Here is a 25544-nt window from a genome sequence, read left to right on the forward strand (position 1 = left end):
GCGCTGATGGATGAAACGAATCGAGCGTGCATGGCGGCCGGCGTTGCTAGACGAAAGGGGGGTGGCTGGCCCGGACGGCTGCCGGTCCGGCGGCTTCGATGCCGTCCCTGACCTCGCGCGAGACAACCTCGAAGAGTGCGCGGACGACAAAATTCATGCCGCCGATGATTTCGTCCACTGACAGCATCGATGGAACGCGGGTGCCGCGATGCTCGATGGCGCCGCCGATCTGTTCGACGCGCACGCCGAGACGCGACAGGTTTGCCGCCAGTCGCGGCTCGGTCAGGACGAACAGCGTGCTGATGCGGTAGTGGCGCGCGAGAGCGATCAGGCACAGGTAGACGGCCAGCGCCAGATAAGGCTGGCGTGGCCTTTTGGGAGTTCCGAAGTCCTCTTCCGAGATCGAAATTGGCTGGTTCTGTTCGCCTTGCCGACGGCGATAACTGCCGACCACTGCCAGGCGCGAAATTTCGGCGATGCGGCCGCGGTCGAGTGCCAGCGGATCGACGATCGAGCGGTCGATCGTCGCGGCGCAGGAAATCTCGACGGGTAGCAGCGACTCCGTGGGATTTGCCGGATCGACCAGCACCAGGCGAGCACAGCCGACGAACAGTCCGGTCGACACCGATTGCACCAGGCAGTGCACCGAGCGTTCGTCGTAGGCGTCGGCCTCGAGACCTTCCGGTCGCAGCGACTCGTAGGCCAGTTCGCGGCAGTACACTTCGTGCCGAATGCGGTAGTTCTCGGCACGTAGCTCGTCGGACAGCGCCGGGACGACCTTGAAGAAGCGCCGATAGCCCTGGCTCATCGTCAGTTCGGTCAGATTCGAAAGAAACATTCGCCGCCCTTGTGCTGATTGCGTGCTGTCCGGCGCGCTGCCGAAATAAGCTGTGCATGGTACTACGAAGTGCCGCCGGCATTGCCGGCGACAGTGGCCTTAATCGAGCTTCTTGAGATAGTCCTTGGTGAAGACCTTGTCCGGTAGGTCGCGTAGGCGCATGTTGCCGTATTCCATCACCGACTGTTCGCCGCCGCGCAGCGCGTCTTCCATGACCAGTCGGGTGGGCCGCTTGCGGCCTTCCATGTTCCTGAAGTCTTCGTACTTGCAGGTCTTCAGCAGGCGATTGGAGAGCGAATAGAACTCGGCCCGGTGCGGCCAGGAGTCCTTCTCGCGAACCCAGTAGATGACCCGTTGATACGTCACGCCGCGGTCGGCTGCCGTCAATTCGAGGACCTGGTAGTCGTCGCCGGCGATTTTTTCGCTGCGCAGCAGCTTCGGGTTGTAGTCGGCGGCGAAGTTGGCGCGCGCCAGATCGCCGTTGGCGACCTGGCCGGTCAGCCTTTGCGATAACGCGAGGCGAATCGGCTGTGACACGTCGGGCATGAATACCCACAGGTCGCGGCCTCTCATCAAGAGGATCTGGCCACGCTCGGAGGCTGGCTCGACGACCATCACGACGCTGTTGGTGTTGCCCTTGGAGAGCACGCGATACTTGCGCACTTCGCTGCCCGGGTCGCCGCCGGTCGTGGTGATCGTTACGTCGACCTGAAAGCCGTCAGCGGGAAAGCGAACCAGGTCGGCCTTCTCGACGATCAGCCGTGCTTGCGCCTCGGCGCCCGCCGTATCGGCCTGAATGGTGTCGGCCGCGCTCGCTGGCGCGGCCGCGGCAAAGAAGAGCGCAGCGAGAAGAGTCAAGCGAGCCTTGACACCACCATGGCGGATCGTCATGCTTTCCAAAATTTTTACCCCCCGTGTGCTGATCGTTTAGGCGGTTGGCAGGAAGTGCCACCGAATGAGCGTTGTCCGCATCGAACACGTTTGCAAGGATTATCTGCTCGGCGACCAGAAAGTCCAAGCTCTCAAAGACATTACCCTGGCCTTTGACCGGGGTGTCTTCCTGGCGATTGCCGGTCCGTCGGGCAGTGGCAAGACCACCCTGCTGAACCTGATCGGCTGTATCGATACGCCGACCAGCGGCAAGATTTTCATCAACGATCGCGACGTCAGCGGTCGGACGCCCGATCAACTTGCCGATCTGCGCGCCCGCACGATCGGTTTCATTTTCCAGACCTTCAATCTCTTGCCGGTCTTGTCCGCCGCCGAAAACGTCGAGTATCCGCTGCTGCAACGCAAGGAAATGAGCGCTGCCGATCGGAAAAGGCGCGTGGACTACTTCCTCGACATCGTCGGCCTGGCGAAATACGCCAGTCATCGTCCCAACCAATTGAGCGGCGGGCAGCGGCAGCGGGTAGCGATTGCCCGGGCGCTGGTGATCAAACCGGCCATCGTCCTGGCCGACGAACCGACGGCCAACCTTGATCACAAGACCGGCGAGGAAATTCTTCTGCTGATGAAGAAGATCAACCGCGCGCTGAAAACGACCTTCATCTTTTCGACGCACGACAAGCGGGTGATCGCCAAGGCCGACCGACTGGTGCGCGTCGAGGACGGCGAGATCGCCTTGCTCGGCGTCCGCTCGCAGTCCCGATGGTCGGTCGCGCGGCATCGACCGCCCGAAGCCAGCGGCAGCGAATCACCGACCAGCGCGCCCAGCGAGGCGTCTGCTGCAGCCGGGGAAAACAGTAATGCCGATCATGAGAAGACCGATGACTAGACCATCCTGCACGTATCTCGCGCTCGTCCTGGCGGCGCTGCCATGGTCGGCGCTGGCCGACTCTGCCGAAAGCCCGGCTGTCCCGGGTCTTGCACACGCCGCGCCGACGTTGCTGGCCGCCAAGGCCGATGCCGACCTGCCGCTGAGCCGGGAGTCCTTGTTTGCCGATGAGCCGCCGGCCAGCGCGCCGGCCGCGCCAGCGAGCCGGGAGTCGCTGTTTGCCGATGAGCCGCCGGCCAGTGCGCCGGCCGCGCCAGCGAGTCGGGAATCGCTGTTCGCCGATGAGCCGCCGGCCAGTGCGCCGGCCGCGCCAGCGAGTCGGGAATCGCTGTTTGCCGATGAGCCGCCGGCCAGCGCGCCGGCCGCGCCAGCGAGCCGGGAGTCGCTGTTTGCCGATGAGCCGCCGGCCAGTGCGCCGGCCGCGCCAGCGAGTCGGGAATCGCTGTTTGCCGATGAGCCGCCGGCCAGCGCGCCGGCCGCGCCAGCGAGTCGCGACTCGCTGTTCGGTGACGTCGATTCGCCGCAGCGGCAGGTCGCCGCGCTGGCGCCGACGGAACGCCCGGCGCGGATCAGCGGCTTTGTCGAGAACATCATGGCCTATACCACGCCCAAGCCATCGCATTGGTCGCAGGCGATGATGCGCGCCGACCTCAGCGGGCATGGTGATCTCGGCGGCGGGATCAAATGGAAACTCGGTGCGCGCGTCGACTTCGACGCCGTTTATCCGATGAGCGACTTCTACCCGCAGGCGGTGAACGACAACCAGACGCTGAATTTCATGCTGCGCGAGAACTACCTCGACATCGGCGCCGGCGACTGGGATTTCCGCCTGGGCCGGCAGCACATCATCTGGGGCGAAATGGTCGGCCTGCTGTTTGGCGACGTCGTTTCGGCGAAGGACATGCGGCATTTCGTTCTGCCGGAATTCGACATCCTGCGGATCCCGCAGTGGGCTGCCAGGGCCGAATATTTCAAGGGTGATTTCCACGCCGAAGCGATCTGGATTCCGGTTGCCAGCTACGACAACATCGGCAAGCCGGGCGGGCAGTTCTTCGCCTATACGCTGCCGCCCCCGCCTGGTTTCACGACGACCTTTCTCAACGAGGAGCTGCCTTCGCGTAGCCTGGCCAACACCAACTATGGCCTGCGCATGTCGGTCCTGCAGAACGGTTGGGACGTGGCGGCCTTTGCCTACAGCAGCATGAGCGTCGCACCAACCTTCTATCGGCAGATCATCGGAGGGGCGCAGCCGACGGTGGTCTACCAGGCACAACACGACCGCATCAAGCAGTTCGGTACTACCCTGGCCAAGGACCTCGGTTCGGTGGTCCTCAAGGGCGAGGCGGTCTATACGCGCGGCCTGCAATATCAGGTCACAAACTTCACCGACCCGAACGGCGTCGTCCCGCAGAACACGCTGACCTGGGTGCTCGGTCTGGACTTCACGCAGTTCGCCGATACGCGCATCAACACCCAGATCTTCCAGAGCCATTTCTACGACCATGACCCGGATATCATTCCGGCGGCCAACGAGTACGGCTACAGCCTGCTGGTGAGCCACAAGCTGAGCGGCAAGATCGAGCTGCAGGCGTTGTGGATCGCCAGCATCAACGATAGCAGCGACTGGATGTTGCGCCCGCGGGTGAACTGGAACTTCGAGAAGAACTGGGCGCTGGCGGTCGGCGTTGATGTCTTCAACGGGCCGCCGCTGGGATTCTTTGGTCGCTACGACAATAGCGACCGCGTCTATTCGGAGCTCCGCTACAGCTTCTGAAGCGCGCTGCCAGCCCACACTCCGGCCGCCATCAGTAGCGCCGCGCCGCGCACCTGGCCGCCGTGCAAGCGCTGGTGCACCCTGGGCTTATTGGGCGACGACGACGACGCCGCCACGGCGCCGGTCGCCAGCGCCATACGGATGGTCATGGCCGTAAGCGACGCAATTGACGCCACCGAAGAAGAGGCTCGGCTGCTCAAATCGCGTGCAATCCGGCCAGGCTTTTTCCAGGGCCGCGATGACCTTGGCGTCGAGGCCGCTGCTCTCGAACCACAGCTTGCCGCCTTCGACGTGCAGACGGGAGGCGTTCACCGCCTCGTCGAGCGGCCGGTGATAGGCCAGGAGATTGAGCAGCGCCTGCAGGATGGCGCTGCGAATGCGGTTCGAACCGCCGCTGCCGAGCGCGAAGCACGGGCGGTCACCGGCGACGACGATGGTCGGCGACATCATGGTGCTCAGCCGCGTTCCGGGCGGCAGTTGATGAAAGCCCGCCGGGTTGATGTCGTCCTCGCCGAGGAAGTTGTTGACCTGGATTCCCAGCCCCGGCAGTGCCTGGCCGCAACCTTCGCCGTTGCTGGTGGTCATCGCCACCGCCATGCGGTCGGCGTCGATCACCGAGATGTGCGTCGTGGCGCCGAGACGATTCTCGCTGAGCAGCGCGCGCGCGCGTTCGATCCAGGCCGGGATGCCGTCGCCGGCGACCAGTTCGCGAATCGAATCGGGGTCGGCGTGCAGTCGCTGGTCGTAGCCCGACTGGCGGATATCCGATACCGTTGCCAGCAGCGCCGCCATCGCCAGCTGGTGTTCGCCGGACAGGAACTGCTCTTCGCCGATACCGAGGTGCTCGGCGATTCGCAGGCCGGCGCCGATCAGGCCACCGCCGGCCGACGGCGGCGGGTTGGTCAGCACGGTGTACGGGCCGATACCGACGCGCAGCGGTTCGCGGACTACCGGCGCGTACGCGGCGACGTCCTGCGCGGTGATCAGGCCGCCGTGTGCCGGACCAAAGTGCTCGACCAGCGACGCCCAATAACGCGCGACCTGGGTCGCCGGATCGCCTTCGCCCAGCGCCTGCAGGAAGTCGCCAAGATCGGGGTTGGCCAGGCGGTCGCCGGCCTGCGGCTGCACGCCCTTGGGGAAGAACAGCCGCTCGACGGCCGGCGAACGGCGGGCGATCGGCGCCACCAGGGCGATGATCGTCGCGATCTGTTCGCTGACCACGAAGCCGTCGCGCGCCAGGGCCACCGCCGGCGCGACGAGTTTGTGCAGCGCAACTCGACCACCGCGACGGTGCAGTTCGAGCAGGCCGAGCAGCTCGCCGGGAACTGCCGCGGCGCCTTTGCCGACGTGGAAGACCTGTGTGGTCTGACCGAAATCGACGGTTACCGGCGCGAAGTCAAGCGCGGCGCGGCTGGCGACGCCGAGACCCGGCGTCGCCGCAAAAAAATCGAGGACCTGGTAGCCGTCGTCGGCATTGCCCCAGACGCAGGCGCCACCGCCACCGAGCGAGGTCAGCGGCAGTTCGGTGACAGTCGCCGCCAGCTTGGCGGCGACCATCGCGTCGACGGCGTTACCGCCTTGCCGCAAAACCTGTGCTCCGGCTTCGGCCGTATGCGGTTCGGACGCCGCGATGACGCCTCGAATGCGCGATTTGGGTAGCTGGGAAGTCATTTCCGGATCATCGATAGAACAGCAAAACAAGGATACGCGCCGACGCGCGCGGCAATTCGCGGAGCATACGCCAAGCGCTGGCGAACGGGAAGCTGCAGGCGGAAGCCGCAGACAGTTTGCGCGCTCGCCGTGGCGGCTCTTCAGCCGCTATCCGGAAGGCGTCCCGAAACTCCCGGCGTGGCGCCGAGCCGGCCGAAGGCGACGATGGCGCCGGCGATTTGCTGCAGGCCGACGATGCGCTCGGCGGCGTCAAGCTTGATCGCTTCCTTGGGCATGCCGAAGACCACACAGCTGGCTTCGTCCTGGGCGATCGTGCGCGCGCCGGCGTCGCGCATTTCGCGAAGTCCGCACGCGCCATCGTCGCCCATGCCGGTCATGATGATGCCCAGCGCATTGCCGCCGGCAAACCGGGCCACCGAGCGGAAGAGCACATCGACCGACGGTTTGTGGCGGCTGACCAGCGGGCCGTCGGCGACTTCGACCTGATAGTGCGTGCCGCTGCGTTTGAGCAGCAGGTGCTTGCCGCCGGGCGCGATCAAGGCCAGGCCGGGGCGAACGCGATCGCCATCGCTGGCCTCGCGGACGTCGATCTGGCACAGCTCGTCGAGGCGCTGAGCGAGCATCGCGGTAAAGCGCTCGGGCATGTGCTGGACGATCACCAGGCCGTGACAGGTGCTCGGCAGCTGCGTGAGAACGACTTCCAGCGCCTGCGTGCCGCCCGCTGACGTGCCGATGGCAACGATCTGTTCGCTGCGCTGCACCACCGCGCCGGGGCGAGCGGCGGCGAGCATCACGTCGGCCGAGTACTTGGCGCGCAGGCGCTCGGCTGTCGGCGCTGCCGGCGACGCCTGGCGGCGCGGCGGTGCAGCGGCGGCGTGCAGCGTGCGCGCCAGCTCGGCGGCAGAGCGTTCGAGCGCTGCAGGCGGGCCGTCGCCAGGCCTGCCGACGACGCTGACGGCGCCGGCGGCGAGCGCCGCCAGGGTCGCTGGCGAGCGCAGATTCGCCGGCGACGAACAGATCACGATCGGCGTTTGGCGTTCGGCCAGCACGCGGCGCACGAAGGCCAGGCCGTCCATGCGCGGCGTCTCGATGTCGAGCAACAGCACGTCCGGCCAGCACTTGCGCATCTGAGCGATGGTCAGCAAGGCGTCGCAGGTAATCGCCGTGACGTCGATCGCCGGGTCGCTGGCCAGCGCCTGCGTCACAAACTGTCGATAGCGCGTCGAATCATCGGCGACCATCAGCTTGATGCGGCGTTCACTCATCGGCGTGTCGTTTGGCAAGCTTGCGCGTAGCCGGGCCTGGCAACGGGGGAATGTGGAAGTGTAGCCTGCCGGGAGCTTCCTGCGCAGTGCCGATTGCTTGCCTGGCCAGCGCGATGCTGGCTCGGTGGACTGTGCGTCCGGTGGTCTGGGTCGCCTACGGCCGCGGCGCGGCAAGACCCTCGACGCGAGCGATGGCGCGTTGCGTTACAACGTCATCGGGGCGTGCGCGCAGTGCGGCGTGCAGGGCCGCAAGCGCCTGTGGGTAGCGGCGCAGGCGAAACAGCAGCATCCCCAGGTCGTACCACGCGCCGGCCAGCGTCGAACCGTGGCCGCTGGCGGCGCGCAGGCATTGCGCCGATGCGCGCAGGTTCTGCTGGTCGCCGCCTGGCGTTGGCATGGCGTGCTGTTGATCGAGGCCGGCAGCGCTGAAAGCCTGCATCGCTTGCGGGCGGCGCCTGGTCTGGTAATAGAGCAGACCGAGAAACTGCAGCGAGACGATGTCGTCGGGGATCGCCTGCAAGATGCTGCGGGCGATCCACTCGGCCTGTTCCAGGTTGCCGCTCTGATAGAAAGTGCCGAGCAGGTCGAACAGCGCGTCGATCATTGCTGCGCCTCCTTGCCAATAGTGGCCGGTGCTCCAGACAGCGCTGGCGCGCTGTCTGGAGTTGCTGCCAGGGGCAGCGGCCGATCAGCCAATATCGACCGGCACGAAGATCTTCGCGTCGTCGCGTTCGATCAGCAGGGCGATCGTTTTCCCTGACTTGTCGAGCAGCGCACGCAACTGCGCGACGTCGCCAATCGGCTGGCCGTTGAGCGCGACGACGATGTCGCCGGGCCGGATGCCGGCCCTGGCGGCGGGACCGCTGACGCTTTCGACGAGCAGGCCACCGGGGGCGCCGCTTGGCCCGCGTTCCTGCGGCGTCAGCGGGCGCAAGGCCAGGCCCAGGCGCGGATTGTTGCTGGCGCCGGCGTCGTTGGCCGCCAGCGTGGCGTTCGGGATTTCACCAAGCGCCAGCGCGACGTCGTGGTTGGCACCTTTGCGCCAGATCTGCAGCGTGATGCGCGTGCCCGGTTTGAGCGCCGCGATCAGCGGCGGCAGTTCGGACGAGCGGCTGATTTCGGTGTCGTTCAGCTTGCGGATGATGTCGCCCGCTTCGAGGCCGGCGGTGGCTGCCGGGCTGCCTTTCTCGACCGAGCTGACCAGTGCGCCGGCGGTGCTTTTCAGCCCGAAGGATTCGGCCAGTGACTGCGAAACCTCCTGAATGGTCACGCCCATCCGGCCGTGGCTGACCTTGCCGCTGCTCAGCAGTTGTTCCTGGATGTTGATCGCGACGTCGATCGGGATGGCAAACGAAACGCCCTGGTAGCCGCCGCTACGGCTGTAGATCTGCGAGTTGATGCCGATCACTTCGCCGTTCAGATTGATCAAGGGGCCGCCCGAGTTGCCGGGATTGACGGCGACGTCGGTCTGGATGAACGGCACGTAGCTGTCGCTGGCCAGCGAGCGCCCTTTCGCCGAGACGATGCCGGCGGTGACGCTGTTCTCGAAGCCGAACGGTGCACCGATGGCGAGCACCCATTCGCCGACCTTGGCGCTGCCCGGATTGCCGAGGCGGACGACCGGCAGCTTGCTGGCGTCGATGCGCAGGACCGCGATATCGGTCAGCTTGTCGATGCCGACCACCTTGGCTTTGAATTCGCGTTTGTCGGTCAGCTTGACGGTGACTTCTTCGGCACCGTCGACGACGTGCGCGTTGGTCAGGATGACGCCGTCGGCGCGGACGATGAAGCCCGAGCCCATGCCGTGCGCAGGTGCGTCGTCGTCGGGCATGGGAATGCCGAAGTGGCGGAACAGCTCGGGCATCTGCTGGCGCTGCTGATCACGCTCGCGTCCCGAGAGAGCTGTTTTAGACGGCCCGGTGGCGCTGATATTGACCACCGCCGGACCGCTCTGCGTGACGATCGTCGTGAAGTCCGGCAGCCCGACGCTGTTCCTGGCCGGCGCTGCCGCCGCCGGTGCCTCGACCGCCGCAGCCGCTGCGCCGCCGCTGACCGCGTCGGCGGTATTGATGAATCGCCCGCCGAGCGTCGCGTAGCCGGTAGCGACCGCGGCGATCAGCGCCAGGCCGAGCAGACTACGTTTGAATGGGATTGCTTGCATGAGGGTCTCCTGATTCGTTGCCGACTGGAAGCGTGTGGCTTCCCGTGCAGCGTACGATAGACGGCCACCACTTAAAGCTCACTTAAGGCGCTGCCGCTGGCCCGAATTGAAGTCGCGCGCGCAGGCCACCGAGCTTGGCGTCGTCGAGCAGCACCTGCGCACGATGGCGCTCGGCGATGATCTTGACGATCGCCAGTCCGAGGCCGCTGCCCGGCTGATCGGTCTGGGCGCGGCGATAGAAACGGTCGAAGACGCGTTGGCGCTCGTCGGCGGGAATTCCCGGGCCCGAGTCGCAGACCTCGACGAAGGCGCCGCCAGCGTTTTCGCCGACCGCGACGTCGACTTTGCCACCCGGCGGGGTGTAGCGAATGGCGTTGCCGACGAGGTTGCCGAGCAGGATGCGCAGCGCGTCGGCGTCGCCGCTGACGACGCCGGCGCGCGCACCCTCGTCCGCGCTGGCCGCCGCGCCGAGGTCGATCGAGCGCGCTTCGGCCAGCGGCAGCTGCTCGGCGATGACGCTGGCCACCAGCTCGGCCAGTTTCACCGGCCTCCTTACCAGGTCACCGCCGCCGGGTTCCTGGCGGGCCAGCGTCAGCAGTTGCTGGACGCAATGCGTCGTGCGCTGCAAGCCGCCTTTCAGTTCGGCGAAGGCTTCCGTACGCGCCGTCGTGTCGGCGGCGCGCTCGGCCAGTTGCACCTGCAGATGCAGGGCGGCGAGCGGCGTGCGCAGTTCGTGGGCGGCGTCGGCGATGAACTCGCGCTGTGCTTGCAGCGCCCGCTTGAGGCGCTCGAGCAGATCGTTGAGCGCCAGCACCAGCGGCACCACTTCGGCGGGTACCCGATCTTCGGGCAAGGGGTCGAGCGCCACCGCAGTGCGTGTCGTCACCGCGCGGGCGACGGCGTCGAGCGGGCGCAGGCCGCGGCCGACGACGACCCAGATCAGCACCCCGAGTACGGGCAGCATCAGCAGGAAAGGGGCGACGGTGCGCAAGGCGGCGGCCAGCGCCAGTTCGTTGCGCGAGTGCATCGGCTGCGCTACCTGGATCGTCTGGCCGCCCTGTTGCATGCCGAAGACGCGCCACTTGCCGCCGGCGCCGTCGACCGTCGCGAAGCCCAGCGGTGTTCTGTCGGGCAGTCCCTGGCGCGGGTGCGAAAGGTATAGCCGCGTGCCGTCCGGGCGCCAGACCTGGATCGAGAAGTCCTGAACGTCTTCGTCGAAGGCAAAGTCGTGCTGGCGACCACTCGGGAAGACCTGATCGCGAAAAGAAAGCGCCAGCTGCCGCAGCTGGTAGTCGAACATCGCGTTGGCCTCGTCGCGTGCCGTCCGGTACGTCGCCAGCGCGCCGAGCAGGGTGGTCAGCGTGATCACCGACAGCAGGGCCAGCAATAATTGGCGGCGGATCGACGTCATTGGCCTGGGCCCGGTGGCACCAGGTAACCGACACCACGGATGTTCTTGATCCGCTCGGCGCCGAGTTTTCGTCGCAGGGCGTGGATATAGACTTCGACGGCGTTGCTTTCGATTTCCTCGCCCCAGCCATACAGGCGCTCCTCGAGTTTGGCCCGCGACAGCGGCGCCCCGGCTTGTTCGAGCAGCGCCTGCAGCAGCGCGAACTCGCGCGCCGAGAGCGCTACCGGCTGGCCGTTCAGCGTCAGCTCGTGCGTCGCCGGATTCATTCGCAGGTCACCGTGTTCGATCACCGGGCTGGCGCGGCCGGCATGACGGCGCAGCAGTGCGCGCATGCGCGCGGCCAGTTCGTCGAGGTCGAAGGGCTTCACCAGGTAGTCGTCGGCGCCGCTATCGAGGCCCTTGATGCGGTCGGCGATGGCATCGCGGGCAGTGATCACCAGCACCGGAATGCTGTTCGCCGAAGCGCGCAGTCTGGCGAGAATGTCGAGCCCCGACTTGCCGGGCAGGCCGAGGTCAAGCAGGACGAGCTCATAGGGCGCGGCTGCCAGCGCCCCTTCGGCGGCGCGTCCATCACGCACCCAGTCGACCGTATAGCCATCCTGGCGCAGGCCCTGCTGAACGCTCTTGCCGATCATCGGGTCGTCTTCGACCAGTAACACACGCATCGTATTTCGCTGACCGCCATGAACGGCTGCACGGCTGAATGACCGGAAGGAGCAGGCAGCCGCCTGCCAAGACCAGGAAGCGACGTAGGTTAAGGGCGCCAACAAGCGGCTGTCAATGGCCCGTAAGCGGGCTCAGCTTTGCAGTATGAACCCGCGAAGCGCCGCCGATTGGCGGCAAGGGTGCCGATGCGCTCAGTGCGGCTCTCAAGATGGCCTTTCGATCACCGCAGCCGACAGCTCAAGGGTGAGCTGCCGCAGGAGTGAAGCGCGCTCTCTGAGACTCACAGCTGACTACCGGAGTCATGATGGTGAGCCTTTGCGAGCCACCCTTAACGTTCAGAGTTATGAGTTTGAGGCTCTCAGCTATGAAGTTGAGGCTCCGAGCTTCGGACTTGAGGCTCCGGGCTTCGCACTCGAGGCTCAGAGCTTCGAACTTGAGGCTTCGAGCTTCGAACTTGAGGTTCTGAGCTTCGAACTCGAGGCTCCGAGCTATGGACTTGAGTCGCTTGGCGTCGTCAAGCCGTCCAGCAGTCATGACTTGTCGAAAGATCGCCTATCTTGCCGAGATTTGCATCTGGCTCGACGACAGCGCACAGGCGCCAACGCTCCTTGCGCTGCTGCCGCTTGCATAGTCAGGGCTGACTATTGCGGCCTGGCGCGTCGACGGCGCAGACTGCTTGCTGCAGGCGCGGTTTCCCGGCCGCTGCGCGTTGCCGTTGAACTCCAGGCCGGTGGTGCGTGGTCGGGCCAGACGTTCGCCCTTGGGTCGGCAGCGGACAGCCGCCGCTGCTGGCACTGCGAGCGTGTCCAGGCCTTGGCGGGAGTGTCCACAATGGCCATCGAACTGAAAGTCGCCGACGGCGGCAGGGTGCAGGTTTCGCCCGAGATCCTGCAGGCATTCAAGGCCGGCTTCGCTGGCTGCATGCTGGGCCCGGACGATGCAGCGTACGAGCAGACGCGCAAGGTCTGGAACGTGATGATCGATCGTCGTCCGGGCCTGATTGTCCGCTGCACGGGCACAGCGGACGTCGTGCGCGCGGTGCGCTTCGCGCGCCAGCACCAGCTTCTGATCTCGGTACGCGGTGGTGGTCACAACATTGCCGGGCTGGCGGTTTGCGAAGGCGGCCTGATGATCGACCTGTCGCCGATGACCGGCGTGTGGGTCGATCCGGCTGCGCGGACGGCGCGGGCGCTGGCGGGCTGCACGCTCGCCGACGTCGACCGCGAGACGCAGGTGCACGGCCTGGCGGCGGTTCTCGGCTTCGTCTCGGCCACCGGCATCGCCGGTCTGACGGTCGGCGGCGGTTTCGGCTACCTGACGCGCCAGCACGGCTGGACTTGCGACACGCTGCTCTCGATGCAGGTGGTGACCGCTGACGGCGACGTCGTGCGCGCCGCCGCCGACGAGAATGCCGAGCTCTTCTGGGCGCTGCGCGGCGGCAGCGGGAATTTCGCCATCGTCACCTCATTCGAGTACCGGCTCTTCCCGGTCGGTCCGGAAATTCTCGGCGGCGCCATCGCCTGGCGTGCCGAGGACGCCGGCGAAGTGCTCGACTTCTATCGTCGCTTCACTGCCGAGACGCCGCGCGAGACGACCTGCGTCGCCGCGCTGCGCATCGCGCCGCCCGCTCCCTGGCTGCCCAGGGAGATGCACGGCCAGCCGATCGTCGCCATCTTCGTTTGTCACAGCGGCAGCATTGCTGACGGCGAGAAGGTCGTCGCGCCGCTACGCGCCTTTGGCAAGCCGGTGGCGGACATTATCAGCCGCCGTCCCTACACCCAGATGCAGAGCCTGCTCGACGCGACGCAACCGAAAGGCCGGCGTTACTACTGGAAGTCGCACTACCTGCCGGCGGTCGATGCGCAACTGCCGGCGGTGCTGATCGAACACGCGCAGCGAATCTCTTCGCCGCACTCGGCGATCCTGCTTTTTCAGCTCGATGGAGCGCTGGCCGAGTTGCCCGCCGAGCACTCGCCGGCCGGCAATCGCGATGCCGCCTTCGTCCTCAACATCGCGGGCGCGTGGGAGAACGCCACCGATGACGCCGCCAACATGCGCTGGGCGCGCGATTGTTTCGACGCCACGCAGGCGTTCTCGACCGGTGGCACTTACGTCAACTTCCTCACCGAGGAAGAGGGCGCCGAGCGTATCGAGGCCGCTTACCTTGACGCTCTCAGGAATTGACCCACTTTTGCTCACAAAACCGGACCCGCCTAGTCGTCATGGCTGTGCGCGCGAAAATGCCGCGCACACAGCCATTCCCGAGCGTACTCGCCTCTACACGGCGTCAAGGGTACGCTGCGCCGGGCTGCAAAAACCGCAGCCCGCCCTTGACCCCGCTCCGAGGCGAAAACCTGGGTGTTGGCGCGCGCCAACGGTGGGTCAATTTCCGTGAGCGAAAAAGGGTCAGTTTTTGTGAGCGTTGAGGGCTTACGGCAAGGCCAATCTCGAGCGCCTGGCGGCGCTGAAGAAACAGCTCGACCCCGATAATCTCTTTCGCCACACCAAGAATATCGCTGACTGAGGCGGTGGGCACCACCGTCCGTGCCTCAGTGCACCGAGCGATAGCGAGTGCACGACGCGCGCCCGCGACCGGGCTAGTGAGGACGGTGGCAAGCAAACGACCACGGGTTGCGTGCGCAGGCTCGTGGTCGTCTTGATGCTCCCCCGCGCAGATGACACGGGAGTGCTCATCGTCCCGGCCAGCGGCCGGGACAGCGGTGCTACTTGTGGTCGTGCGTGCTGTTCACCACCTGCGCCATCTCGCGTTCGACTTCTTCGTCGAGATGCACCTCCTCGTTACTGAAGGCGCCAGCGTCGGGGTCGTTATAAATGTCCAGGTTGAGCTGGCCTTCGCTTTTCGCGACGATTACCGATACCACCGCGTCACCCGAGACATTGACGGCGGTCCGGATCATGTCCAGCAAGCGGTCAACACCGAGAATCAGGCCAATGCCTTCGATCGGCAAGCCGACCTGCGCGAAAACCATCGACAGCATGATCAGCCCGACCCCGGGTACCCCCGCCGTGCCGATCGACGCCAGGACCGACATCAGGATCACCGTCAGATAGCCACTCATGCCGAGATCGACGTTGTAGACGTTGGCGATGAAAACCGTCGCCACACCCTGCATGATCGCCGTGCCGTCCATATTGATCGTGGCGCCGAAGGGAACGGTAAATGACGCGACCGAGTTCTTGACACCCAGGCGTTCAGTGACGGTTCGCAGCGTCACCGGGATGGTGGCATTGGAACTCGAGGTGCTGAAAGCAAAAACCTGCACATTGCGCATTTTCTTCAAGAAGATTTTCGAGCCGAGCCCGGAGAATATCTTGAGTACCAGTTGCAGGGTGACGAACAGATGGAAGAGCAGGACGAAAATCAGCACGGCGACATAGCCGATCAGTTGCCCCAGCAAATCGAGTCCGAGGCTGGAGATCGCCTTGGCGAGCAGGCAGAAGACCGCGTAAGGTGCCAGCGCCATGATGATGCCGACCATTTTCATCATCACTTCATTGAGCAACTCGACGAATTCGACGACGTTCTTGGCCTTCTTGCCGACCATCAACAAACCAATGCCACAGAGAATGGCAAAGAAGATGATCGACAGCATTTCGCCCTGCGCCATGGCATCGATCGGGTTGGAAGGGATGATATTAATCAGCACCTCGGACAAGGGTGGCGAATCCTTGCCCTTGAATTCGGTTGTCGTGCTGGCGTTCATTCCATGGCCGATTCCCAGGCCGGCTGCAAGCAGAATGCCGGTGGCGATGGCCACCGCGGTGGTGAGCATGTACAGAACGAATGCCTTGGTGCCGATACGCCCCAGCAGTCTGATATCGCCAATACCGCAGACACCGCAAATCAGTGAAAACAGCACCAGTGGAACAACCATCATCTTCAAGGCGTTGACAAACATCTTGCCGACAACGAGAAACAAGCCATTGACCACGTACTCGTTGATGAACGAGCCCGCGGGACTCAGGCCTCCGAGGTTGATCACCAGGCCAACGACAATACCCAGCACCATTCCCAGCAATACCTTGACCGTTAAGTTCATGTCTACCTCCTGTCGTCGGCGGAGCGCCTGCACGAGTTCAGCGTGCGAAACACTGAGCTTGATCCGCGCTTTCGACTCCTTTCGCAGCTGGGCGGCGCTGCCCCGCTTGATGCCAGACTCTTCTTATGGGTCTTGAGTTGGCGACCATAACACGTAACGTTCACACCGGCCGGGCTTTAAATACCCTCAGAGGATATGCTTTTGCTCTTGGCAGGCGCTGGCGCGGCAAGCCGTCACCCCTTCATTGGGTCAACAAAAGCAGCCGCACGAGTTTGAGGAATTGCGCAATGGCGGCGATGATCCGCCAGTTAATCAGCGGCCTGCGCATCGCCAGCGGCGTCATCAACCGATATTCGACCGGTCGATCGGCACTGCGTTCGAGTGCCAGTAGAGATTTCTCGGCGGTCGCCAAGCGCGGCGCCGGATTTTTGGCGCTCGTCTTGAGAAGGAATCTTCTCCATCCAGCTGGCGATGCCTGGCCACTCAGGCAATTGGTCCAATCCGCGCAGACGCCGTCATTGCGAGGAGGCGTAGCCGACGCGGCAATCCAGTGCCATCGTCTCACTACCCCTGCCGCATGCGAACCCGGGAGCAGCCTTGGCAAAGGCTGACGACAGACGCGGGTGCTTCGCGCTGCGGATAGCGTGCGGCGCGATCCCCTTCGGCGCTGCGGTGATCGTGGTGTGAGTCGGGTGTTTGGCTGGCCGTCTCTGCTCGATGATTGCTGCCCATCAGTCTTCTCAGCCCGAAAAGTGACGCGTATGATGGCGGCAATTCTGTACATCTTCCAACCCGGAGGGCGCCATGCCATTTTTGGTCAGCGACGTGATCTCTCGCTCGCCGGCGCGCGCGACGCTCTCCGATCTGGCCGAGCAGGTCAAAGCCGGCGCCGAGCGCCTCGACGACTACCACCAGCTGGAGCGCGAGCACATCCATCTGCGGCTGATCGACGATGCCGGCAAAGGGCTCGACGACGTGGCTGCTGGCCGGGTGACGGATGCGCGGACGTCCTTGCAGTCGATCAAGCGCCGTCGCGCGGCGTCGTCTGCCGACTGAGCGGCCGAGGCCGAGGTGCCGGTCAGCGTCAGGACGACCGCCAACTTCGCGAGTAATCTCGAAGCGATCGCGAGCTTCGCGAGTACATCCTGCCGGACTAGCTGCTGTTCTACGCGCGCTTCGCTGCGAGCATTTACCTGCTGTCGATCCACCACCATCGACAGCTCTCATTTGATTTCGAATCGCTATGGCAACGCTGACCGCCGCACGGTCTCGTCGACGTGGCAACAAATTTTCAGGATAGGCCAACAAGCCAGTGCACGATTACCAGGAACTCAAACAGCTTGAGGACGATCTTTGGGAGGCCGCCGACCAGCTGCGCGCCAACTCCCGGCTGACCGCCAGTGAATACGCCATGCCCGTGCTCGGGCTGATCTTTCTGCGGCACGCGACGACGCGCTTCAACGCGCTGCTGCCCGCCGTCGAGAAGGCTATTCCCGCGCGCGCCAGCGGCGCGCTACGCGAAGAGCGTCTCAAACTGGGTTTTCAAGGCAAGGCGGCGATCTACCTGCCCGAGGTGGCGCGCTACGACTACCTCGCCGCGTTGCCGGCCGACACCAACGTCGGCGTGGCGCTGCGCGACGCGATGCTCGCCATCGAGGAGTCGGTCACCGACCAGAACGGCAACAAGCTGCTGGCCGGCGCACTGCCGAAGGATTACCTGGTCCTGGAACCCGAGCTGTTGGCCGAACTGCTCAAGATCTTCAATAGCCCCTTGCTGGCCACCGCCAGGGGCGACGTTTTCGGTCGCATCTACGAGTACTTCCTGAACCAGTTCGCGCAGAGTGGCGCGCAGGAGGGCGGCGAGTTCTTCACGCCGCCGAGTCTGGTGCGCATGATCGTCAACGTCATCGAACCCGACCACGGCGTCGTCCTCGACCCGGCCTGCGGCTCGGCGGGAATGTTCGTGCAGACCGGCCACTTCATCGAAGACGCACGTCACCGGAGCATGCAGGAGGTGGATATCACCTTTTACGGCCAGGAGAAAGCCGACCTCAACAGCAAGCTCGCGCGCATGAACCTCGCCGTGCATGGGCTGGAGGGCAACATCCGCATCGGCAACACCTTCTACGAGGATCATCACCAGTTGCTCGGCCGCTGCGACTTCGTCATGGCCAATCCGCCGTTCAACGTGGACGGCGTGCAGGTCGCCAGAATCAAGAGCCAGGTCGGCGAGCAGCAGAGCGGCCGCCTGCCTTTCGGCCTGCCGGGAACCACTACCAAGAGCCGGAAGAAAGAAGCCGGCGAGACGATCTCCAACGCCAACAGCCTCTGGATTCAGTATTTCTACAGCTACCTCAACGATCGCGGCCGCGCCGGCTTCGTGATGGCCGCGAGCGCCTCCGACGCCGGCAACAAGGACAAGGAGATCCGCCAGAAACTCGTCGAATCGGGCCACGTCGATGTGATGATCTCGATCGGCACCAAGTTCTTCTACACGCGCAGCCTGCCGTGCACCCTGTGGTTCTTCGACCGCGGCAAGCCGGCCGACCTGCTCGACAGCGTGTTGATGATCGACGCACGCAACGTTTACACCGTGGTCTCGGCTCGGTCGCATATCTTCACCGACGAGCAACTGGCGAACCTGAGCGCGATTACCTGGCTGTACCGTGGCGAGAACGAAAAATTCGTCGACTTGCTGGGGCACTACCAGGCGGAAGTCGGCGACTGGCTGGCGGCGCTGCCTGCGCGCCTGGCTGCGGACACCGGCGCGGTGGGCGCGCTGGCCGACGTGCTGACCGATCTCGGCAAGAAGACAGACGATGCCGCCGTGGTAGCGGTGCTGCGGGACAAGCTCGGCGACGAGCATGGCTTGACCGACGAGTTGCTGGCGGGCTTCCGCGAAGAATTGGCCAGGCTGCAGGCACAGGCCGACGCCTGGCAAGGCGCTTTGCAGGCGGCGATCGACGCGGCCGGGGCGCTGTTGCCCGAAATCCGGAGCTGTGGTCCGGGCAGCAGTTTCGCCGCGCACAAGGTGCTGCAAGCGAGCATCGAAGCCGTTAATCCGCCAGTAAAAGCAGCGCTGGCGGCGCTGGAAGCGCGCCACAAGGCCTGGCTCAAGCTGCTGGAGACCGCCGAGAAACAGCTGCGCGCGCGCCAGTGGCCGGGCTTCGTCGGCGAAACGGCGCGCGAAGCCCGGAAAGCGCTGCTTCCTCGTGATGTCAAGAAACGCGAGAAGCCTACGGTGCGCGACCTGGCCGTGGAAGCCTGCAAGCGCGCCAGCTATTTCATCGCGCAGGGGCATTGGCTGCTCTGCCGCTTCCCGAACGCCTGGTACGACGACGTGCCGGGCTTGTGCAAGGCAGTGACACAGGCGGAGATTGCGGCGAATGATTGGTCGCTGACGCCGGGGCGGTATGTCGGTTCGGCCGCGGCCATCCTGGACGACGACGATGGCGAGGGCTTTCGTGCTCGGATGATGGAGGTCCATGGCGAACTCGCGGAGTTGAATGAAAGGGCCAACTTGCTCGCCGGCGAAATTCAGACGGCCTTCGCGGAAATGCAGATATGACCTGGCGCGAAGCCCTCCTTGGGGATGTCATCCGGCTGAAGCGGGGCCATGATCTACCAGCCAGCCGCCGGATTTCGGGGGATATTCCGATCGTTTCGTCATCAGGTGTCACGGGCTTTCACGCGGAAGCCAAGGTCGACGGTCCGGGTGTGGTGACGGGTCGATATGGAACGCTTGGCGAAGTACATTACATCGATGGACCGTACTGGCCACTCAATACTGCGCTCTACGTTGAAGATTTCAGAGGAAACCATCCGAGGTACGTTGCCTATTTACTGAAGACATTGGACTTGGGTACGCAAAACACAGCCGGTGCCGTGCCGGGAGTCAATAGAAATGCCCTCCATCAATTGCTGATTAAGGTGCCGGACGTTGGCACTCAAGTCGCAATGGCTGATCGACTTGGGCGGTACGACGAACTGATCGAAACCAACCGCAGCCGCATTGCTCTGCTGGAAGAGTCGGCACGGCGGATATACCGCGAGTGGTTTGTCGATCTTCGGTTTCCGGGGCATGAGACGGCCCTACAGAAAGATGGACTGCCTGAAGGTTGGTGCCGAGAGCGTCTGGATCAAGCGCTGTTCTTGCAACGCGGATTCGATCTGCCGAATGGCGCTCGCGTAGCAGGAGATATTCCCATCTATGCGTCCACAGGTGTTGGCGGATTTCACAACGAAGCGAGAGTGAAAGGTCCTGGCGTCGTAACGGGGAGGAGCGGCACGCTGGGCGTCGTCCGCTATGTACCTGAGGACTATTGGCCCTTGAATACGGTACTGTGGGTAAAGGAGTTTCGCAGGGTGCGCCCGATCGTCGCTTTCTTTATGCTCTCTGAGCTGAATCTTGCTCAATTCAACTCCGGCGCGTCGGTGCCCACACTTGATCGCAAGGTCGTTCATGCAGAGTGGGTGACTATTCCGCCTGTTGAGGTAATGACGCTGTTCGAGCAGTACGCCGCGCCGGTTTTCAAGCAACTCACTACGTTGCAGAACGCCAACACGCAAGCAGCACACGCTCGCGACGAATTGCTCCCCAAACTGATGTCCGGCGCCATCCGGGTCTGACACCCCAGACAGAAAGCCCCCCCATGCCCCGCGCCGACTACTCCGAAGACAACAACGTTCAGGAACCCGCCGCCAGGCTGTTCGCGGAGAACCTCGGCTGGCGATCGGTCTATGCTTTCAACGCCGAGACCTTTGGCGCCGACTCGCTGCTCGGCCGCAGGGGCGCCAGCGAAGTCGTTCTGTTGCGGGAACTCGACAAGGCGCTGGCCAGGCTGAATCCGAAGCTGGCGGCGACGCGCCAGGGGCGTCAGCAGCTCGCCGTCGCCCGCGATCGCCTGCTCGACGCCGATCCGAGCAAGACCTTGCTGCAGCACAACGAGGCGAAGTGGCGGTTGATCCGCGACGGCATCACGCTGCAGTCGCCTGGTGGCAACGCCGCCGAAGACGTGCATGTGCGGGTGATCGACTTCGCCGCGCCCGCGGCCAACGACTTCCTGGTCGTGCGCGAGCTGTGGGTGCACAGCGGGCCGTTCCGGCGGCGCTGCGATCTGGTCGGTTTCGTCAATGGCCTGCCGCTGCTGTTCATCGAACTCAAGCGTCACGACAAGGGCCTCAAGGCGGCGTTCGACGACAACTACCGCGACTACCGCGACACCATCCCGCTGCTCTTCCATTACAACGCGCTGGTGATCGTGTCGAACGGCCTCGACGCGCGCTTCGGCTCGATCAGCAGTAGCTGGGAGCACTTCTGTCGCTGGAAACGGCTCAACGAAGACGACCCCGACACGGCGCCGAGGCACGACGAGGCGCCGCTGACACCGATCCTGCCGATCCTGCTGCGCGGCACCTGCAGCCAGGGCGCGCTGCTCGACATCGTCGAGAACTTCACGCTCTTCGACAGCAGCGAGGAGCGCACGGTGAAGGTCGTCGCGCGCAACCACCAGTACATCGGCGTCAACAAGGCCATCGCCCGGCTGCAGGCTGGCGCTAGCGACGTGCTGGCGGGCAAGCTCGGTGTTTTCTGGCACACGCAGGGCAGCGGCAAGAGCTATTCGATGGTCTTCTTCTGCCAGAAGGTGCACCGCAAGGTTTCGGCCGGTTACACCTTCGTGCTGCTCACCGACCGCAAGGAACTCGACGAGCAGCTCTACCGCACCTTCGTCGGCTGCGGCGTGTCGACCAACAAGAGTGACAAGGCGAGCGGCGCCGAAGGACTCGAACGTCTACTGCGCGACGAGAACCGCCGCTACGTGTTCAGCCTGATCCACAAGTTCCGCAAGCCGGTGACGACCCCTTGGAACCAGCGCAGCGACATCATCGTCGTCTCCGACGAGGCGCATCGCACGCAGTACGGGCGCCTGGCGCTGAACATGCGTATGGCGCTGGCCGGCGCCCGCTTCATCGGCTTCACCGGCACGCCCCTGATCGATGGCCCGGAGCGCAGCGTCACCGAGCAGGTGTTCGGCCGCTATGTGTCGGTCTACGATTTCCAGCGGGCGGTGGCGGATGGCGCGACCTTGCCGCTGTACTACGAGAACCGCGGCGAGAAGCTGCACCTCGTCGACGCCAGTCTGAACAAACGCATCGAGGAGCGCATCGACGCCGCGCGTGCAGACGGCGAGCTGGACGAAAAGCAGGAGGCGAAGCTCTACCGCGAACTGGCGCGCGAGTATCCCGTGTTCACCTCGGAGACGCACCTGAACGACGTGGCGACGGACTTCGTCGAGCATTACCACCAGCGCTGGCGCCTGCTGGAGCCACCGACGCTAGCTGGGCATGCCCCCCGGTACGGCGGCAACGCCAAGGCGCTGCTGGTGTGTATCGACAAGATCACCTGCGTCCGGATGACTGAACGCATCAAGCTCCGGTGGCAGGAGAAGTTGCAGGCGCTGCGCAGCAAACTGCAGGTAGAGGAGGCGCTCTTTGCCAGGGCCGGCAAGCCGGAGACAGCCTACGTCGAGCGCTTGCGTCAGCAGCTGACGTGGATGGCCGAAACGCAGATTCACGCCGTGTTCAGTGGTGAGCAGAACGAGGTCAAAGACTTCGCTGCCGAGGGTATCGACGTTCGTCCGTATCGCGAGGTGATCGCCAAAGGCATCGGCGGCAGGGATGTCGACGAGTGCTTCAAGGATGGCCGCCACCCGTTCCGTGTGGCCGTGGTCTGCGCCATGTGGCTGACCGGCTTCGATGTCAAATCGCTGGCCACCCTGTATCTGGACAAACCGATGAAGGGGCACACGCTGATGCAGGCCATTGCGCGCGTCAACCGCGTGACGCCACACAAGAAGAACGGCCTGATCATCGACTACAACGGCATGCTCAAGAGCTTGCGCAAGGCCCTGGCGACTTTCGCGCAAGCTGACCAGGGTGCCGCTGCCGATCCGCTGCTGGATGAAGAGCAGGCCTTGGCCGAATACGAAACAGCCATCGCCAAGGTAGAGGCGTATCTCGCGAGCGTCGGTTTTGACCTGAGCTTATTGATCGGAGCCGAAAAGGGCGAGGAAAGCTGGCAGGCCTTGCTGGATGCACAGAACGCCGTTTGCCGTTCAGCCGAGAACAAGAAGACCTTCCAGGTCCTGGCCGAGGACGCGGCCGACCGCTTCCGCGGCTTGTTTCCGAACCCGGGCCTGTTCAAGTACGAGCCCCAAGAGAGAGCCATTTCGGCAATCTACAATCTCCTGCAGAAACAGAAATCAGGCGCCGACATCACTGCGATCATGCAGGAGATTCGCGGCTTGATCGACAGCGCGCTGGAGCTTGCCCCGCGGGACGGGTTCAAGCAGCCGCCGAACAAGCAGTACGACCTGTCGGGTATCGACTTTGAACGCCTGCGCGCGGAGTTCGCCAGGTCGCCCTACAAGAACACCACCGTCCTGACGCTGCAGGAGAGGATTCAGGCGCGGCTTGAGCAGATGCTTGCTCAGAACCCGAGCCGTGTTGACCTCTACAGACGCTATCGGGAGATCATCGACGCATTCAACCGCGACAAGGATGCCGCCCAAATCGAGCGGGTCTTCGCAGACTTGCTGAGGGTCCATGATTTGCTCGACGTCGAGGAGCGACGCTATGTGCGAGAAGGCTTTGAGAGCGAGCGCGAGCTGACCGTGTATGACCTGCTGAGCAAGGACAAGGCGAGCATCAAGAAAAGCGATGTCGAGAAGATCAAGCAGCTCGCGAGGCAGTTGATGGCCACGGTCGAGCAGCGCCGCCACGAGATGGGCGACTTGCGCGACCGCGCTTCAGCGCAGGCACAGATGAAGGCGGCGATCATTGACCGGCTGCTCGCAGACATGCCGGACGACTTTTCAAACGAGGACATCGAGCGGCGGGCCGAGGTGATCTTCCAGTACGTGCAGCAACAGATGCACTCGGCGAGGGTGCATTGACGTCGACTAGAGTGCTGAATGTTTTCAGGAGTTAATCTATGGCTGTAAATGATGATGCTTCACCAAACAAACCGGGAAAGCGGAACGTGAATAAGGCCCTTGGAAATACGCTGACTGCAATTTCAGTTGTCGGCTACAAATCACTGACAGACAAGCAGCGAATGGAGATACGCCCACTGACACTGCTGGCTGGCGCCAATAGCGGTGGCAAGTCCAGCGTCATGCAGCCCGTATTGCTCCTCAAGCAGACTATAGATGCTCCCTACGATTCTGGTAGTCTCCTTTTGGGTGGGCCAAATGTGCGCCTGACTTCCGCAAGCCAGTTATTGTCAAAAACATCGAGTTCGCGTTCGGGTACCGTTGACGAATTTTCCATCGACTTCGAGATCGGCAAGAAGAAAATTGGGCTGTGCTTTCGGCAGGTTCCGCGCAGGGGGCTGGAGATATTCAGTAATACCATTTCGGATGGAGAATCAGATATCGTTCTGACTTTGGAAAATGAATTTCCAGGGGATATCCAGAAAATTCTTTCTGACTATGGATTGCCGGAAGAAATATTTAAGAATGCGGAACCGAAGGTGGTTCGTGACCGATGTTTTCTCGCAGTCGCACTGGTGACGTCGCACGGTGAGTTTAAACTGCCACCTTTGCACGGTGGAGAACGGCTTGCGTCATTGATCGCAAAGCTGATACATGTTCCTGGCTTGCGTGGAAACCCGGAGCGCAACTACAAGACGACCGCGGTTGGCGATTCGTTCCCGGGGACGTTCGAAAACTATGTGGCCAGCGTGATCCAGGATTGGCAGACCAGCAGAGACGGTCGGCTGTCACATTTGAACAAGCAACTGGAAAACCTCGGGCTGACATGGAAGGTCATGGCCGAGCAAAAGGATGAGACGCAAGTTGAATTGAAAGTCGGGCGCTTGCCACACGGACAGCGAGGAGGCGCGCACGATCTGGTCAGTATTGCCGATGTCGGCTTCGGCGTTTCTCAAGCCTTGCCTGTTCTGGTTGCCTTGCTCGCGGCTGAGCCGGGGCAGTTGGTTTATGTGGAGCAACCCGAAATCCACCTGCATCCGAGCGCGCAACGCTCCCTGGCCACCGTTCTGGCAGAGGCCGCCAGGCGAGGGGTAATTGTCATAGTGGAAACCCACAGTGCGCTGCTGCTGCGCGGTATTCAAACCCTGGTTGCGAAAGATGAATTACCGCAGGACCTGGTGAAATTACACTGGTTTCAACGTGATAAATTCGGGAAGACCTCAATTGTGAGTTCAGACCTCGATGAATCTGGCGCCTTCGGGGATTGGCCCGAGGATTTCGACGAGGTGGAGCTGGATGCCGATAACGAGTATCTCTCCGCCGCCGAAGAAAAATTATTCCGGAACGCCAGGCTATGAAAAAAAATCGCACAAGCCGCCTGGTGATTGATGCGTCTGTGGCGCGCGCTTCGGGTGGTGTCGAGGCCGTTCATCCCACAGCAACGGCCGTGCGTGATTTCCTGCAACAGGTGCTGATAATATGCCACCGAGCGGTAATGACTCCGGCGATACGGCTCGAATGGGAAAAGCACGAATCTGCTTTTGCAAGAAGATGGCGAAGATCCATGGTTTCCCGGAAAAAGCTGGTCGCGCTTGACCTGCCCGAGATGCCCGGCTTGAGGGTGGCGATTGATGATGGGCCAGCATCGAACAAAGACAAGTCCGCAATGATCAAGGATATGCTTTTGGTGGAGGCGGCAATTGCCACAGATGAGCGAATCATTGCTCTGGACGATAGAGTCAAGGCGCTATTCAGCGAGGAGTCAAAAAGGATAGCCGAACTGAGAGGTCTTGTCTGGATTAATCCGGTCACAAATCCGGCAGGGGTAAAGGCTTTGCTGAAAGCGGACGAGAGCGAACGGCAATGGACCCTGGCGGCGATGAGCAAAGCGGTGTGACTTCGATACGGCATGTCTGAGAGGACAGG

The 25544-nt window shown here is 63.5% G+C and carries 20 protein-coding genes; 10 read left to right on the forward strand and 10 right to left on the reverse strand.

From position 1 onward, the window contains the following. Positions 1-46: 46 nt before the first annotated feature. Together QZ656_RS16445 and QZ656_RS16450 are read right to left on the reverse strand one after the other, a co-directional pair. A complete protein-coding gene (locus QZ656_RS16445; protein WP_291994403.1) occupies positions 47-838 on the reverse strand; it encodes a PEP-CTERM/exosortase system-associated acyltransferase in 792 nt (263 codons plus the stop codon). A 99-nt stretch (positions 839-937) separates the two neighbouring features. Beyond that, on the reverse strand, positions 938-1729 hold the full coding sequence (locus QZ656_RS16450) for an outer membrane lipoprotein-sorting protein (RefSeq protein ID WP_291994404.1): 792 nt from the start codon (positions 1727-1729) through the stop codon (positions 938-940). A 64-nt stretch (positions 1730-1793) separates the two neighbouring features. Here QZ656_RS16450 and QZ656_RS16455 point away from each other — a divergent pair, with 64 nt between their 5' ends. Next, entirely contained in the window at positions 1794-2615 is an 822-nt protein-coding gene (locus tag QZ656_RS16455) for an ABC transporter ATP-binding protein (protein WP_291994405.1), read from the forward strand. Beyond that, positions 2608-4389 carry a DUF1302 family protein gene (locus QZ656_RS16460; protein ID WP_291994406.1) on the forward strand — a complete coding sequence of 594 codons (1782 nt, stop codon included), beginning with the start codon at positions 2608-2610 and terminating at the stop codon, positions 4387-4389. The genes QZ656_RS16455 and QZ656_RS16460 overlap by 8 nt, the downstream gene beginning before the upstream one ends. 87 nt (positions 4390-4476) lie before the next feature. On the opposite strand, the gene QZ656_RS16465 is transcribed toward QZ656_RS16460, so the two are convergent. The 6 genes from QZ656_RS16465 to QZ656_RS16490 form a co-directional block, all read right to left on the reverse strand. Then, positions 4477-6060: a gamma-glutamyltransferase gene (locus tag QZ656_RS16465; RefSeq protein ID WP_291994407.1), complete on the reverse strand. Its 1584-nt coding sequence runs from the start codon at positions 6058-6060 to the stop codon at positions 4477-4479. 140 nt (positions 6061-6200) lie between these two features. Then, complete coding sequence (locus QZ656_RS16470) at positions 6201-7325, reverse strand: chemotaxis response regulator protein-glutamate methylesterase (RefSeq protein WP_291994408.1); 1125 nt, start codon at positions 7323-7325, stop codon at positions 6201-6203. Positions 7326-7479: 154 nt separating this feature from the next. Beyond that, positions 7480-7929 (reverse strand): tetratricopeptide repeat protein, encoded by a 450-nt coding sequence (locus QZ656_RS16475; protein WP_291994409.1) that lies wholly within the window; start codon positions 7927-7929, stop codon positions 7480-7482. An 84-nt stretch (positions 7930-8013) separates the two neighbouring features. Beyond that, positions 8014-9486: a DegQ family serine endoprotease gene (locus QZ656_RS16480; RefSeq protein WP_291994410.1), complete on the reverse strand. Its 1473-nt coding sequence runs from the start codon at positions 9484-9486 to the stop codon at positions 8014-8016. Positions 9487-9568: 82 nt separating this feature from the next. Beyond that, a complete protein-coding gene (locus QZ656_RS16485; RefSeq protein ID WP_291994411.1) occupies positions 9569-10897 on the reverse strand; it encodes an ATP-binding protein in 1329 nt (442 codons plus the stop codon). Continuing rightward, positions 10894-11562, reverse strand: coding sequence for a response regulator (locus QZ656_RS16490; protein WP_291994412.1), 669 nt, complete (start codon positions 11560-11562; stop codon positions 10894-10896). Before QZ656_RS16490 ends, QZ656_RS16485 begins: the two co-directional genes overlap by 4 nt. Before the next feature lie 832 nt (positions 11563-12394). Here QZ656_RS16490 and QZ656_RS16495 point away from each other — a divergent pair. Together QZ656_RS16495 and QZ656_RS16500 are read left to right on the forward strand one after the other, a co-directional pair. Beyond that, positions 12395-13747: an FAD-binding oxidoreductase gene (locus QZ656_RS16495; RefSeq protein ID WP_291994413.1), complete on the forward strand. Its 1353-nt coding sequence runs from the start codon at positions 12395-12397 to the stop codon at positions 13745-13747. Between the two features lie 238 nt (positions 13748-13985). Next, the gene (locus tag QZ656_RS16500) at positions 13986-14087 is read left to right on the forward strand and encodes a BBE domain-containing protein (protein WP_291994414.1); all 102 of its coding nucleotides are present in this window, start codon (positions 13986-13988) and stop codon (positions 14085-14087) included. A 199-nt stretch (positions 14088-14286) separates the two neighbouring features. Here QZ656_RS16500 and QZ656_RS16505 read toward each other — a convergent pair whose 3' ends face one another. Together QZ656_RS16505 and QZ656_RS16510 are read right to left on the reverse strand one after the other, a co-directional pair. Next, positions 14287-15624, reverse strand: a complete 1338-nt coding sequence (locus QZ656_RS16505; RefSeq protein ID WP_291994415.1) for a dicarboxylate/amino acid:cation symporter — start codon at positions 15622-15624, stop codon at positions 14287-14289. Between the two features lie 241 nt (positions 15625-15865). Beyond that, a complete protein-coding gene (locus tag QZ656_RS16510; protein WP_291994416.1) occupies positions 15866-16036 on the reverse strand; it encodes a hypothetical protein in 171 nt (56 codons plus the stop codon). A 392-nt stretch (positions 16037-16428) separates the two neighbouring features. On the opposite strand from QZ656_RS16510, the gene QZ656_RS16515 reads away from it, so the two are divergent. The 6 genes from QZ656_RS16515 (at position 16429) to QZ656_RS16545 (ending at position 25515) form a co-directional block, all read left to right on the forward strand. Beyond that, the gene (locus QZ656_RS16515) at positions 16429-16680 is read left to right on the forward strand and encodes a prevent-host-death protein (RefSeq protein WP_291994417.1); all 252 of its coding nucleotides are present in this window, start codon (positions 16429-16431) and stop codon (positions 16678-16680) included. Positions 16681-16936: 256 nt separating this feature from the next. Next, positions 16937-19192, forward strand: coding sequence for an N-6 DNA methylase (locus QZ656_RS16525; RefSeq protein WP_291994418.1), 2256 nt, complete (start codon positions 16937-16939; stop codon positions 19190-19192). Next, a complete protein-coding gene (locus QZ656_RS16530; RefSeq protein ID WP_291994419.1) occupies positions 19189-20253 on the forward strand; it encodes a restriction endonuclease subunit S in 1065 nt (354 codons plus the stop codon). Before QZ656_RS16525 ends, QZ656_RS16530 begins: the two co-directional genes overlap by 4 nt. Positions 20254-20276: 23 nt before the next feature. Next, positions 20277-23579: a type I restriction endonuclease subunit R gene (locus QZ656_RS16535; protein ID WP_291994420.1), complete on the forward strand. Its 3303-nt coding sequence runs from the start codon at positions 20277-20279 to the stop codon at positions 23577-23579. 38 nt (positions 23580-23617) lie between these two features. Beyond that, positions 23618-24976: an AAA family ATPase gene (locus QZ656_RS16540; protein WP_291994421.1), complete on the forward strand. Its 1359-nt coding sequence runs from the start codon at positions 23618-23620 to the stop codon at positions 24974-24976. After that, on the forward strand, positions 24973-25515 hold the full coding sequence (locus QZ656_RS16545) for a hypothetical protein (RefSeq protein ID WP_291994422.1): 543 nt from the start codon (positions 24973-24975) through the stop codon (positions 25513-25515). The genes QZ656_RS16540 and QZ656_RS16545 overlap by 4 nt, the downstream gene beginning before the upstream one ends. The last annotated feature ends 29 nt before the right edge of the window (positions 25516-25544 follow it).

It is taken from the genome of Candidatus Accumulibacter sp. ACC003 (assembly GCF_907163085.1).
Taxonomy (GTDB): Bacteria; Pseudomonadota; Gammaproteobacteria; order Burkholderiales; family Rhodocyclaceae; genus Accumulibacter.